We start from the raw sequence: 14621 nt of genomic DNA, 5'->3' as shown, positions 1-14621 counted from the left end.
ATCATGATTTTTATTTAGAAACAGTTGAAATGATAAAATATCTTTTTGATATGCGTTCACAGTGAGTGGTGAATACTTTTTTTCTTTTTCTAGATATTCTAAATGAGAGTGTAAATTATTGCGCATAAAAAAACCGTTAGATACAAATTTATAATTTATAATCTAACGGTTAAAGTATTTAATCAAAAAATGATGGATTAACTTTCTAAGTTGTCTCTCATGTTTTGGATGTAAGCTGCTTTTTGAATTTTAATTCTATTTGTTACAGAAGGCTTAATGAAAGCTTGACGTGCACGTAACTGACGAACAGTTCCTGTTTTATCAAATTTTCTTTTATAGCGCTTTAATGCTCTATCGATATTTTCTCCGTCTTTAATTGGTATAATTAACATAATATTGACACCTCCTCTCGTTAAGGGTGCAAACTTAAATAAAAATTATGAATTATGAATTACGAATTGTAAATTTTTTTAAAAACAACTATTTAACGGCTGGTTTGTAATTTTTATTATCGATAATCATTTTTGATAAAATTTCTTTCAAAATTTCTGAAGTACCTCCGCCTATTGGTCCTAAACGACTATCTCTTAGCAATCTGGCTAGCGGATATTCTTCCATATATCCGTAACCTCCAAGCATTTGCATGCAATCATATATAGCCAAATCGGCTACTTTTGTAGATTTCAATTTTGCCATTGTAGCTTCTTTCACAACATATTCGCCATTGTTTAATCTAGCTACCGCTGCGTAATTGAATATTTTGCAATGTTCCACTTCGGTAGCATGTTCCACCATTGTATGACGTAAGGCTTGAAATTTATTAATAGTAGTACCAAATGCCTCGCGTTGCGACATATACTCTATAGTATAATCAATAGCATATTCCGCACGAGCGTGGGCATTAACCGCCATAATTAATCTTTCAAATGCAAAATGCTGCATGATATAAGGAAATCCTTTTCCTTCTTCTCCCATTAAATTTTCTATTGGAATTTCAACATTATCAAATGCAATTTCAGCAGTATCGGAAGCTCTCCAACCTAGTTTGTCTAATTTTGTTGCAGAAATACCTTTTAAGTTTGTATCAACTAAAAAAATACTTATCCCTTTATTTCCTAATTCTGGATTTGTTTTTGCAGCTACTATGTAATAATCAGCATATACACCATTAGTAATAAATGTTTTTGAGCCGTTTATGATAAATTTATTACCTTGCTTTATAGCTGTTGTTCTCATTCCTGCAACATCACTTCCTCCAAAAGGTTCGGTAACACATAAAGCGCCTATTTTTCCACCTAATATACTTGGTGCTAAATAATTTTGTTTGATTTTTTCACTTCCTTCTGCATTTAAATGCGTCATTGCCAAATAAGCATGTGCCCACATAGCTGCGGCAAAACCAGAGGATTTAATTTTTTGAAGTTCTTCTAAAAACACAACGCTATAAAACAAATCTAAATTTAATCCACCATAAGCTTCAGGATAATTAATTCCAAAAAAGCCCATTTCGCCGAATTTTTTCCAAATAAAGCGTTCAATTGTACCCGTTTTTTCCCATTTTTCAATGTGTGGCACTACTTCTTTTTGCAAAAAATCTTGTAAACTTTTTCTAAATAATTCGTGTTCTTCTGTAAAATATAATGAATTCATTTATTAGATTTTATTGGTTTGTTTTTAGAATTCCAAATATAAGGCTATTATTTGTAATTTTTCAAGTGGAAATAGTTTAACATTTGTTAAATCTTCGCTCTTTTTAAAATCACCATTCATACTTCTAAAAGTTACTATATTCTTGGCTATAGTGTAATTAAAATAAGGGAATTGTTGCAATTCTTTAATTGTAGAAGTGTTAATATTTATCTTTTTTAAGTTTCCTGAAGATTTAATTTGAAATTTTTTATTTAAATCCGAAATTGCTTCTGGTGAAATTCCCCAAATAAATTGTAACTGATCCATTGAAACGAAATTTCCAAATTTTTCTCTTTCAGAAATAATTCTAATGGCTAATTTTTCACCAATCATATAGGCTTTTTCTAATGCAATCTGATCAGTAGTGTTTAAATCTTGCACAACAATTTTAGTTTCTTTTTTATCAAATTTTTGATACGTATTTTCGAACTTTGATTTGTAATTTTTATTAGTTCTTTTAGTTACCCAATCTGGAAATTTGAAATATATAGCATATTGTTTCATCCATTCATTTGAAACACCTGTAAGTTTTTGAAATTCAGATTTAGAATTTACATATTTATTTTGCTTTCTTAATTGATGTAGCCTATCAATTTGTGCTTCTGTCATACCAAGTTTATATCCTTTATAGTCTGAAATAAAATTTGGATTGAATGGATAAATTATATTTGAATTTTCCTGATTTACTTCTTTTATACTATCAATTTCATTTTGAACTAAAAGCCAATTTTTCTCCTCTTGAGTTAATTCGAAAGACGTTGTATCCTTTTGGTTATTATACCAATAAATAAATAGTTGTAACAATCCAATGCTACAAATCAAAATTGCAATTCCAAAATAATGTCCTTTAGAAAATCGTAACATAGCTTAATTTATAAATCAAAAACAGAACTCCTCTTTGTGTAAATTAAATCTTTTAGTTTTAAAATAAAAGCTAATGTTAAATAAAAACCAAAACCTAAACCAACAGTTATGAAAGATATGTACACAAAAAACAACCGTACTTGAGTAGCGCGCATTCCCAATCGGTCAGCTAAACGCGACGCCACAAAAAAACCGTTTTTTTCGAAGAAATGAAGTATGTTGTACATGTATTAAATCAAATTATTTGTAGTGACATTTAAAGCATAAAGATACTTAGTTTTTTAACAATTGCAAACCTACAGCACAGTTAAGGCATTTATTTTTATTACAATATTCATTTTTAAGTTCTAATAATGATTGCGATTGAAAAGCAGTCTTTGTTTTAATATTAAATTCAGAAAATTTTTTAAGAATAGCATTTTTCTCTGCTGGCATTTCTTCTAAAAGACTTATTAATTCTTCAATATTTAATTTTCCTTGATTTTTAGCATAACAAAATTTAATTGGAATTACTGTATTAATTATTATCAAATCAATAAATTGAGTAGTTAATACTTTGTTTTTTATTTTACTTGTTTTTGAAAAATTATAATGACTTTTCCAATATTCTGAAGTTTCACTTTTTAATAATTGCTTGATTTGAGAATAGGAATTGGCCTGAATCAATTGAGAAAACAAGTTTTGATTGTTACAAAGCATCATAACCAATTGGGACAAACGTATAGTTGGAAAATTATCAGGACGCAATTTAAAAAATTGCGGATGCAAACCAAATTCTGACTCAAAGTTGTATTTTATTTTGAGATATTTCCAACGCGATGCTAATTTTATTTGATATTCATCTTCTATTTGCTCGTTTAATAAATTTAATTTTCCAAAAAATAAAGCTTCTAAATTTTCAATATCAAAACTTTCTTTTCTAACAATCGAAAATGGAATGGATTTTGCCACTTGCAAAAAGCAATCGCCATTTGTATTGAGGCCAAAATTTTTGCATAACATTTCAAAAAAAACGGCTTCCCAATTACTATTTGTTTCTTGTAATCGCTTATCGATAATTTCAGATTTTCTATCTAATCTTTTTAAAAATATGCTTTCTAACCAATTTTCCAAAATAAAATTGTCAACTTCAGCAATTTGATTTTCACAATTTATCCAAGATTTTGAAGTTATTAGTGATTTATACTGGTTTATTTCAGAAAGTGAAGCATACTTTTTTACTTCTAACGTTGGTATTTCCGAATTGTCTTTCCTGAAAATTGGGGCATCATTCTCCCAGACTACGTGAAGAATTATATTGTCATAATTGGTGTCATTTTCATGTTTATGTAAATACCAATCGGAAGATTTTACATGAATTTCAATATTTCCAGCCCATTTTTGTTGGTTGATTGAAATTTGAGCATTAAAAATATCTGGTCCCTCATTTTGTAAATACTGTCCAAAATGATTGATTTCTAAATCTTCGTTAAGATGTGTTTTGAGCTGGGTAAATGGTAGTTTCTTATTTACCCATAAATAATGGAGAAATTCTTCTTGCATGGCGTGGATTTTTTTATTGGCTTATATAAAAACAAATATAAAAAAAACGAATAACATTTTGCTATCCGTTTTAAAAATATTTATTTAGTTTTTCTATTTAATTGAACTAATTATATCATGTTTAGTAATTATATGATGTTTCCCGTTTCCTAAATCAACTAAAACCGCTTGATTGTCTTTATTAATTAATTTAGAAACTTCATCAATGGAAGCTGAAGCTAGAACAATTGGAAAAGGTTTGCCCATTACTTCTTTTATCGGCATATCAGCAATGTCTTTGTTTTCAAAAAAGCTTCTAAATAAATCCGATTCATCTAAACTTCCTACAAAACCAGTAGTGTCAATTACTGGAATTTGTGAAATTTTGTATTTTTTTAATCTTTCAATAGCATGAGACACCAATTCTTCTGTTCTAACAATAATTAATGGTTTGTCTTTATGATCTTTGATTAAATCCTCGGCCTTGGTTATGTCTTCTTCTAAAAATCCGCGTTCACGCATCCATTCATCGTTATACATTTTACCAACATATCTACTTCCAGAATCGTGAAATAAAACTACCACAACGTCATCTGGTTTAAAATGTTCTTTTAATTGCAAAACACCTTTAACTGCGGCGCCAGCTGAATTACCACAAAACATTCCTTCTTCTAAAGCCAATTTTCTGGTATAAACTGCTGCATCTTTATCTGTAACTTTTGTAAAACCATCAATTAAAGAAAAATCAACATTTAAAGGTAAAATATCTTCGCCGATTCCTTCTGTTATATATGAATAAATTTCATTTTCATCAAAAATACCTGTTTCGTGGTATTTTTTAAATACAGATCCATACGTATCAATTCCCCAAATTTTTATATTCGGATTTTTTTCTTTCAAATATTTAGCCACCCCGGAAATTGTTCCTCCAGTTCCTACTCCAACAACAAAATGCGTAATTTTTCCATCAGTTTGTTCCCAAATTTCTGGTCCGGTTTGTTCATAATGTGCAATGGCATTACTAGGGTTGTCATATTGATTTACATACCAAGAATTTGGAATTTCATCACCTAAACGTTTTGAAACGGAATAATACGAACGTGGGTCGGTTGGTTCTACATCTGTAGGACACACAATAACTTTTGCGCCTACTGCGCGTAAAATATCCGACTTCTCTTTTGATTGCTTGTCTGAAATTACAAAAATACATTTGTAACCTTTAACAATAGCTGCTAAAGCCAAACCCATTCCCGTATTCCCTGAAGTTCCTTCAATAATTGTTCCGCCTGGTTTTAATCTACCATCTGCTTCGGCATCTTCCACCATTTTTACGGCCATTCTGTCTTTTACAGAATTTCCTGGATTGAAGGTTTCTAATTTTCCAAGAACCAAACAAGGTATTTCGGCTGTAATTTTATTTAATTTTACAATTGGCGTATTACCAATTGTTTCTAAGATATTTTTTGCGTATTTCATATTATTTTTTTGTGATGACAAAGTTACATGTTCTTGTATGATTTACAAAAAATAACTTCAATTGGTCAATTCATTCTATTTAAAGAAATTCCATTCTAAACCAAAACGGATATGAAAGTCACGAAATGGCGAATTTGGTGTGTTAAAGTAATCGACTTTATTAGTAAACAACGCATTAAAATGTTCTGCTTTGAGGTAAATTCTACATTGTTGCACACGAGCATTCAAAAAGAAATCTAAAACGGGAAATCCTCCCACTTTTACTTGATCTTGCACGAAAAATTCACCTAAAACACCAACGTAATCATTTGCGTAATGCTTGGTGAAATAGTTTAATGTAACACCTGTTTGCAACAACATCGCTTTCTTAAAAACGGGTTTGGTATAATACAATGTGTTTCGTGAAACTATATTTGGTAAATTTAAAATTTTTGCGTCTTGTTGCACTTCTTGAAATTTAATTCTATTATCTAGCGCCCAATTTCTAAATTTAATTTCTTTAGCAACTTCTGCACTTACATACTGAATAGATTTACTGTTTTGAAATGGTTTTACAACCAAACTATCTATTCGTTGTGTGGTATTATAAAAATACAAATGATCATTTAAATTAGATAATTGAATAGAAGCATCAACCCATTTATTTTTGGTTTCCACTTTAACAACGCTGATTTTTTCATTTTTAAAAGAAGTATTCCAATTATAATTATCATAATCACTTTTATGAAACACAAAAATATTATCTGGAACTTTACTTACTTGTTGTGCTGATATTTTTACAAAATTATCGTTTGAAAAGGTATACTTGGCAAAAGCTTCAAAATTTGATGCTGGTTGAATGGCAATAGCATTTTGCACTAAAATATTAAAATTCCATTTATTTCTATCAAATTCATATTGCCCTCCAACTGACGTTACGCGATTGTGCAGGTTGAACTTGTCATTTGCATTGTATGATACATTTTCTGGAATAACATAAAATTGATTGTAAGAATAATTATCTATAAAAAAATTAAGTTCACCTAACGTTTTTGTTTTAAAACTAACACCAACTTTATTATAAAATACATCAAAACGCGTTTTATTATTTATAGAAGATGAAATTGCAGTTCCTAGTCGATCACTTTTAGTAGCTTGAATAAATTCATAAAACTTATTTTCATAATACGTTTGGTGTTTAATAACCAACGAATTTCCTGTAGAAAATTGATACGATTGATCCAGAAAATAACGGTTTCCTTTTAATTTGGAAGAAGCATCAGTAAAATATACGTCAACACGTTCTCGTTGGCTAAATGAAGGATTTGTGCCATCTAATTGTTCTAACGTTATAATACCTCCGTTTTCTTGATTAAAAATATCTTGACCAATAAAATTAGCTTTCAAAAAATATTTTTTATTTATCGAATGATAATTAGTTATAAATCTAAAATGACCCGAACTTGTTAAATTATTAAAATAATCACCAACAGAACGAATTGATTTATAAGCAATTGTAAAATTTAAATTTGGTTTTGTATTTACAGATAATAAGGCATCCAAACTTTGCCCTTGACGCATAACTGTTTTGAAATAGATATCCGTTAATGGAGTTGGCACCGAATAAAAATAAATATCATTGTTGTTTAAATAAGAAACGTGTTTCGCATTAAAACCAAATTGAGGCAAAGATCCTGTAGCTTTTTTAGAAAAATCTAATTGATTGTATAAATACCCTTCATTTGAAAAGGAAAACAAACCGAAATTATCTTTTCTTAAGTAATTGTATTTATATTCATCTTGAATCGTCAAAGACGTATCAATATAAACAGTATCTTTTTGAGTATTGAAGGTTTTATAAAGTTTAATATCTGCTTTTAAGTCTACAACTTTGGTAGTATCCCTTTCTTGGGCGTAGGAAGAAAATGACAAAGCAAAAAACAATATAATAAGTAGGGTTCTCATTTTTACAGATTAAAAGGCAAATGTACTGAGAAATTGTTGTAAAAAAAAACCCCGATACAATCGGGGTTTAGTTTATAAAAATCGGTTAATTAATAACCAGGATTTTGTAACATAGGATTTACATTTAACTCATTTTGAGGTATAGGCAAAGTAAATCTGTAATCAGTAACGTTAATATTAGCAGGGCTAAGAGCTGAAGCATTAACAGCATCCTGTGAATATCTATCTGTTACAGTAACACCTGCATCTGTACCTAAACGTTTTAAATCAATATATCTGTGACCTTCAAAAGCTAATTCTTTTCTTCTTTCTAATAAAATATCAGCAAAAGCATTGGTATTCGAAGAATAAACAGGAGTAGGAACAGTAGCTGAAGCTACATAATTTCTTGCCTGTCTAACCAATTGAATTGCAGCTGCAGCACCAGGAAGATCATTAGCTCTAACTCTACATTCAGCTTTAATAAGATACATTTCAGATATTCTAAAGATTTTTAAATCATTAGTACCAGCACTTCCAGTTTTACCAGGATACTTATCAATTACAATAACTTCATTTGATTTTGTAGCTGTTAATGGATTTGCTTGAAAAGTTGACGTTCTGTCAACGAAAGACCATCTTCTGAAATCTTCTGCACCACCTCCTAAAGGTTGAGAATAAATACCATACAAATTTCTACTCATGTCAAATAAAGGACCACCACTTAAATTAGACTGGTTTGTATTATATTGACTACCAAAGTTAGAGTTATTTGTTGCTCTTTTTAAAGATAAAACAATTTCACCTTGTACTTGATCTGTCCACATTCTTCTGTATAAAGGCGCGTTTGTAGCTGTAGCAGAAACGCTTTCCAAACTTGTTAAAGCAGTTACTTGAGCAGCAGAAAAAGGATTCGTTACAGCTATAGGTGTAAATGCTGAAGTAGCAGGAATACTAGCTGAATTTGAGAATGTACATGAAGCTAATGCTGGACCAGCAGCTATTACTAGATTTGCATATTGCTCAGCTAAAACGTAATTCTTTCTGTATAAATACATTCTAGCACGTAAAGCATTAACTGAATTTACATTAAAAAATGTCCAACTATCAGCACCAGTTGTTGCAGTAGTTAAGTTATTTTGTGCAAATAATAAATCTGATTCTATTAAAGCAAATACTTCTCCATTTGTTGAACGTGGAACTTTTTGTTGTGCTGTTGGAACGAAATCTAATTTCATAACACCAGGTACATTATCATTACTCAAATCAGAAGAGAAATAAGTTAATAATTGAAAATGAGAAAATGCTCTAATTGCTCTCGCTTGTGCTATGATATTGTTGTAAGCAGCAACATCTGAGGCAGGTGGTGTAAATAATTGTGCTCCTCTAATCAATCTATTTGAATAGTTAATAGCTTGATAGTGCTGGTTCCAAATTGAAGACGCAAAACCATTAGTTGAAAAAATAAAGAATCTGTGTGTTTCATTTGAAAAACCGGCACTTCCTAATCCTACTTCATCTGTTAATAATGAAGATACTAAAATATCATTCTGAACAGATACTCTGTCATAAGTTTCATTCAAAAACAATTGCATGTTTGCAACACTTTGAAATAACGTTTTGTCATTTAACTCACCATCTTGGGTGATTTCAAGCGCATCATCACATGAATATAATCCAATTGACAATAATCCAATTAATAAAAGTTTCTTAAACATAATTTAAAATTTTAAAAGTTAACATCAACACCAAAAGTGAAGATTCTTGGTGTTGGATAGTATCCTGTTTGACTTGTTACATAGCTCTCTGGATCAAAACCTTTCCATTTTGTAAATGTTAATAAGTTTTCTGCCATTACTCTAAATCTAACTTGCTTTAAGAAGGTTCTGTTCAAAAATTCTTTAGGCACACTGTATCCAACAGTAATATTTCGTAATCTTACATAAGAAGCATCCCTTAAAAATCTATCAGATATATTACCTGCATCAAAGTTTGTAGCAGCTAATGCTGGAATATCTGTATTTGTGTTAGTTGGAGTCCATGCGTTAAATAAGTCAGTTGAAACTGGGAATAAATCAGCATTTCTTATGTCCATTAAACCATCATAATCACTATCAAATTTCCAAGCTCCGAAAGCATAAACAAATAATGCATCAGCAAAGAATCCTTTGTAAGAAGCATTTAAACCAAAACCTCCTTGGTAAGTTGGTAAAGCATTTTTATTAGTTATTCTTCTATCTGCATTAGTTGGCGCTTCTGTAGGATTTCCATTGATATCCAAAAATAACAAGTTACCATTTTCAGGATTAACACCAATGTAAGGCACATTGAAGTACTCATTAATTAAGGCACCTTTTCTGTAAACAAAATCATTATTTATTCTGAATAAACCATCTCCATCAGGATCTAATACACCTAAATCTCTAAATGCAGATGTATTATAGGCCCCATTAGCATTGATAGATAATTTGAATTTAGTATCTCTTAAAATATCATATTTTAAAGCTAATTCAACACCTTTATTTTCAATAGTTCCATTGTTAGTATTTAAACTTGTTGTACCGTTTCCAGCAGAAACTGGTGTTGGTATATATAAATCAACAGTTCTTTTGTCATACACATCAAATGATCCAGATAGTCTTTTGAAAAATCCAAAATCTAAACCTAAGTCCCATTGTTGTGTTTCTTCCCATCTTAAGTCTTCATTTGCAATTGAAGACACTCCAAAAGAAGGAGAATTATTGTAACCAGATTGAGAAGAATTTAAATCTCTAACTAATTGATTACCAATAAATATAGTTGATAAGTTACTAGTTGTAGCTCTACCGATTACATTCTGGTTTCCAGTTGTACCGTATGAACCTCTTAATTTTAATTCATCTAACCAGCTTTTATTTTTCAAGAATTCTTCATTTGAAATATTCCATCTACCGCCAATCGACCAAAAAGTTCCCCATTTATTATCATTTACGAAACGGTAAGAACCATCTCGTCTAATTGTGGCAGCAATACCAAATCTTTGGTCATAATCGTAATCTAAAGAACCAAAGTAAGATAATAATCCAGCATCAGCTTTTCCTGCACCTACACTAGGTAAATATGAAAGCGGTAATGCCGCAGAGAAAGGAAGATAACCTGTACCAGCTCCTGGTTGCCAAGTCAATGGATTTAAACCAATTTGTTGGTATACAAAAGATTTTCTGTGAGCTTTGAAATATTCTGTAAATAAAGAAGCTTCTATTTTATGTTTTTCAAAGAAAGTTTTGGTATATGTTAATTTGTTAGTTAAGTTAAAAGAAAACTCTGAAGTTGTACTTTGGTTTTCCAAACCATGAAATGGTTGACTTGCGCCAGAAGCTCTTACAATAGATAAATAAGCATTTGGTCCAATAGCGAAATTCCTTTTATCATCTGCAAAGTCAATACCAGCAGTAGTAGTGAATGTTAAGTTTTTAGAAATTTTATAACCAACATTACCTGTAATTATAGTTTTAATTTCATTAAAGAAACTTGGTGCGTTATTTCTACCATATAAATCTAATAACATTAATGGCGTCATGTCTAATGCAGGGTTTCCTAAATCATTGAATAACTGTTGACCATTTTGGTATAAACTAGAGCTTACAAAGGCTGGAGAACTTAAATATCCAGTTAATGGATTTTGTAGTACGTTTGAATTAATATCACCTCTTGTTTCTTGTTCTAACTGATTTCTTCTTGAGAATGCACCAAAAATATTTAAACCGTATGTAAATTTCTCATTTGTACTTTTACCATTAAAGTTACTTCTAATAGTAAATCTTTTAAAATTAGTTGTTGGTACAATACCATCTTGGTCAAAATAACTTAAAGAAGTGTAGTTATTAAGGTTTTCACTTCCCGAAGTAAAACTTAAATCGTGAGATGTTGTTGTACCTTGTCTAAAGAAAAGATCTTTCCAATTTGTATCAACAGCATATGCTTCTAATTTGTTTGGATCAACAGTAATTTCTAAAGGTGTTCCAGTAAAATAAGAACCAGAATTAGCAAAAGCGCTTGATAATGCACCTACACCTTCGTCAAATCCTTTTTTCTGTAATTGTAAATGTTGAATTGCATTTGGCAAGTTATAATTATCGCCTCTAAATTCAGTTAAACCGTAAGAAGATGAATAATTAACTGCAAACGATTTTTTGAAAGAACCTTTTTTTGTTCTAATACTGATAACACCATTTGAAGCTCTATTTCCGTATATAGCAGTTGCGGCAGCATCCTTTAAAACAGTTATAGATTCAATTTCATTACCATTTAAATTTCTAAAGAAAGCTTGAGTCATAGGAACTCCGTCAATTACATACAGAGGATCTGTAGAAGCTCCAATTGTTCCTTGACCTCTAATTATAACATCTATCTTGTTAGTTCCTGGTTGACCAGAGAAAGAAGAGATATTAGCGCCAGCTATTTGACCTTGTAATGAATTCAAGAAATTGACGTTTGGCCTATCTTCAATAGCTTTGGCGTTAACTGTAGATTGCGATACTAATGACGAAGCTTTTGTAGTAGTTCGGTAACCTTGAACTATAACATCTTCAATTACTCTATCTATATTAGTTAAAGTAACATTAACTACGTTACCAGCACCTACAGTTACGGTTTTAGAATCTTTTCCTAAGAAAGAAACTTCTAAAACATCACCTTGAGCTGCTTTAATTGAGAATTTACCATTCTCATCTGTTTGAGTACCTTGTTTTGTACCCGAAATACTTACAGTAGCACCTGGCAATTTTGCGCCATCACTTGTTACTGTACCTGTAACAGTTTTCTGTTGTGCGAAAGAAAACTGCATTGTAAACGCTACTAAAAGCGTAAAAATCCATTTGAACTTCGATCTCATATTAATTTTATTTGAGTTAGTTATTCAGCAAACTTCTTAATAATTTCTTAAATAAACAAATAATACTTTAAAAAATTGTTATTTTTTTTGTGTTAAAATTTTTCTCCAAAATAAATGCATCCTAGAAGCCACGATATAATAGGCTTGAATAAATGTTAAATGTTATTTTAATTTATTTATTTTTGTAAAAAAAAATTTATGTTAAATAAATGTTATAGTACTTTAAATATTGAGTGTGGAACGGATGAAGCTGGTAGAGGATGCCTTGCTGGTCCCGTTACCGCAGCTGCAATTATTTTACAATCACCTAACATTAACCTAACAAAAGTTCAAAAAAAACAAGAACAACTTTTGTTTCAAGCTATAAATGACTCCAAACAGTTGACAGAAAAGAAACGTTTTGAGTTAAGACCCATTATTGAAAATTTATTTGATTTTTCAGTTACACATATATATAATGTGGAAATTGACGAAATAAATATTCTAAACGCATCAATGAAAGCGATGCAAGAAAGCATTTTGAAATTGAAAACCATTCCAGAGTATATTATAGTAGATGGTAATCGTCCTTTAAATGGAAAATTGGGTATGAAACAAACGAAAGGAAAAATTTTTAATGCAATTGAAATTGAAATTTTGAATTCGATTCCAACTACTTCCATAATTAAAGGTGATGCAAAATTTTTGAGTATCGCAGCCGCTTCTATTTTAGCAAAAACGTATCGAGATGATTTTATGGATACAATTCATGAAGAATTTCCGATGTATAATTGGAAACAAAACAAAGGATATCCCACAAAGGAACATCGAGAAGCTATTCGGAAATATGGGATTACTAAATATCATCGAAAAACATTTAGGTTATTACCAGAACAATTAATATTAGACTTCTAAATAAATGAACTTTCAAATAAAACAGAAAAATGTTTTAGAATTTTTTCTTTTACTTCTTCCTCAATCACTTCCCTGCCCAACTCAACATGCATTGAAGTTACTGACTTGCCACGAATACCGCAAGGGATAATATTGTCAAAATAGCCTAAATCGGCATTTACATTTAACGCAAAACCATGCATGGTTACCCAACGAGAAGCACGAACTCCCAATGCACAAATTTTTCGAGCAAATGGTGTTCCAACATCAAACCAGACACCAGTTTCGCCAGGGCTACGTTCTGTTTTTAATCCGTATTCTGCTAAAGTTAAAATAATAGCTTCTTCAAGAAATCGAAGGTATTTATGAATATCGGTAAAAAAGTTCTCTAAATCTAAAATCGGATAGCCAACAATCTGTCCTGGACCGTGATACGTAATATCTCCTCCTCTATTTATTTTGTAAAAAGTTGCTCCTTTTTCAGTTAATTGTTTTTCGGAAAGTAATAAATTTGAAAAATCGCCGCTTTTACCTAAAGTATACACATGAGGATGTGTTACGTAAAGAAAAAAATTAGGAGTAGGAATTGGAGAAGTTGCATTTCGATTTTGAATTTTTAAATCCACAATTTTTTTAAACAATTCTTCTTGATACTCCCAAGTTGCTTTGTAATCTTTATTACCTAAATCAAGGAGTTGAATTTGTTTCATATATGTAAAATATATTTTTTAGCGGTCATATATGTTATCGCCTTTTTGTTTATTGGTGTTTGCTTGCACAAACTTTTTGTTAATGACGATTTCATGTACGAAAATAAATTTATTTGTCAAAGATACAATTTTGAAATCATTCTGCTAAAAAATTCTGACTTTGAAACTATATTTCTATTACCTATCTTTGTCTTCTTAAAATATAATATATTATGCAACTTTCCGAACAAGAAATCATTAGAAGAGAGAAATTACAAGCCCTTAGAAACTTGGGGATTAATCCTTATCCTGCAGATTTATATCCTGTAAAGCACACTTCAAAAGCCATAAAGGATAATTTTGAAGAAGGAAAAAAGGTGGTAATTGCTGGGCGCTTAATGAGTGTGAGAGATCAAGGAAAAGCAGCTTTTGCTGAAATTCAAGATAGTGAAGGCAGAATGCAAGTCTATTTTAACAGAGATTTTATTTGCCAAGGGGAAGACAAAACCTTATACAACCAAGTTTTTAAAAAATTAACCGATTTAGGCGATTTTTTAGGAATAGAAGGTGAATTATTTACTACACAAGTTGGTGCAAAATGCGTGCGAGTAGATCATTTCACTTTTTTAAGTAAAACATTGCGTCCGTTGCCATTTCCAAAAACTGATGAAGATGGAAATGTTCATGATGCCTTTAACGATGCAGAACTGCGT

Annotated in this window: 13 protein-coding genes; 2 read left to right on the top strand and 11 right to left on the bottom strand. The window is 30.5% G+C overall.

Going from position 1 to position 14621, the window contains the following annotated elements; genetic code table 11:
- The 10 genes from ACIQ2I_RS04290 to ACIQ2I_RS04245 form a co-directional block, all read right to left on the bottom strand.
- The coding region (locus ACIQ2I_RS04290; RefSeq protein WP_396181197.1) for a site-specific integrase at positions 1–126 on the bottom strand (126 nt) is incomplete at its 3' end.
- Positions 127–197: 71 nt separating this feature from the next.
- Positions 198–392, bottom strand: a complete 195-nt coding sequence (rpsU, locus tag ACIQ2I_RS04285; RefSeq protein WP_166127146.1) for a 30S ribosomal protein S21 — start codon at positions 390–392, stop codon at positions 198–200.
- Between the two features lie 88 nt (positions 393–480).
- Entirely contained in the window at positions 481–1650 is a 1170-nt protein-coding gene (locus tag ACIQ2I_RS04280) for an acyl-CoA dehydrogenase family protein (protein ID WP_396181196.1), read from the bottom strand.
- 24 nt (positions 1651–1674) lie between these two features.
- A complete protein-coding gene (locus ACIQ2I_RS04275; RefSeq protein ID WP_396181195.1) occupies positions 1675–2553 on the bottom strand; it encodes a ComEA family DNA-binding protein in 879 nt (292 codons plus the stop codon).
- A gap of 8 nt (positions 2554–2561) precedes the next feature.
- Positions 2562–2780, bottom strand: a complete 219-nt coding sequence (locus ACIQ2I_RS04270) for a PspC domain-containing protein (RefSeq protein WP_396181194.1) — start codon at positions 2778–2780, stop codon at positions 2562–2564.
- Between the two features lie 46 nt (positions 2781–2826).
- On the bottom strand, positions 2827–4095 hold the full coding sequence (locus ACIQ2I_RS04265; protein ID WP_396181193.1) for a DUF2851 family protein: 1269 nt from the start codon (positions 4093–4095) through the stop codon (positions 2827–2829).
- A 93-nt stretch (positions 4096–4188) separates the two neighbouring features.
- The gene (locus tag ACIQ2I_RS04260; protein ID WP_396181192.1) at positions 4189–5550 is read right to left on the bottom strand and encodes a pyridoxal-phosphate dependent enzyme; all 1362 of its coding nucleotides are present in this window, start codon (positions 5548–5550) and stop codon (positions 4189–4191) included.
- 75 nt (positions 5551–5625) lie between these two features.
- Positions 5626–7494, bottom strand: a complete 1869-nt coding sequence (locus ACIQ2I_RS04255) for a putative porin (protein ID WP_396181191.1) — start codon at positions 7492–7494, stop codon at positions 5626–5628.
- An 89-nt stretch (positions 7495–7583) separates the two neighbouring features.
- Entirely contained in the window at positions 7584–9191 is a 1608-nt protein-coding gene (locus ACIQ2I_RS04250; RefSeq protein WP_396181190.1) for a RagB/SusD family nutrient uptake outer membrane protein, read from the bottom strand.
- A gap of 11 nt (positions 9192–9202) precedes the next feature.
- Positions 9203–12346, bottom strand: a complete 3144-nt coding sequence (locus ACIQ2I_RS04245; RefSeq protein WP_396181189.1) for a SusC/RagA family TonB-linked outer membrane protein — start codon at positions 12344–12346, stop codon at positions 9203–9205.
- A 198-nt stretch (positions 12347–12544) separates the two neighbouring features.
- Between ACIQ2I_RS04245 and ACIQ2I_RS04240 the strand changes: the two genes are divergently transcribed.
- Positions 12545–13240: a ribonuclease HII gene (locus tag ACIQ2I_RS04240; protein WP_396181188.1), complete on the top strand. Its 696-nt coding sequence runs from the start codon at positions 12545–12547 to the stop codon at positions 13238–13240.
- Here the strand turns inward: ACIQ2I_RS04240 and lipB are convergent.
- Complete coding sequence (lipB, locus tag ACIQ2I_RS04235; protein ID WP_396181187.1) at positions 13237–13929, bottom strand: lipoyl(octanoyl) transferase LipB; 693 nt, start codon at positions 13927–13929, stop codon at positions 13237–13239. The genes ACIQ2I_RS04240 and lipB overlap by 4 nt on opposite strands.
- 212 nt (positions 13930–14141) lie before the next feature.
- Here lipB and ACIQ2I_RS04230 point away from each other — a divergent pair.
- Positions 14142–14621: OB-fold nucleic acid binding domain-containing protein (locus ACIQ2I_RS04230; RefSeq protein ID WP_396181186.1), on the top strand; the 480-nt coding region annotated here is incomplete at its 3' end.

The organism is Flavobacterium sp., from assembly GCF_044368995.1.
Taxonomy (GTDB): Bacteria; Bacteroidota; Bacteroidia; order Flavobacteriales; family Flavobacteriaceae; genus Flavobacterium.
This window is presented reverse-complemented; position numbering and strand designations above follow the sequence as displayed.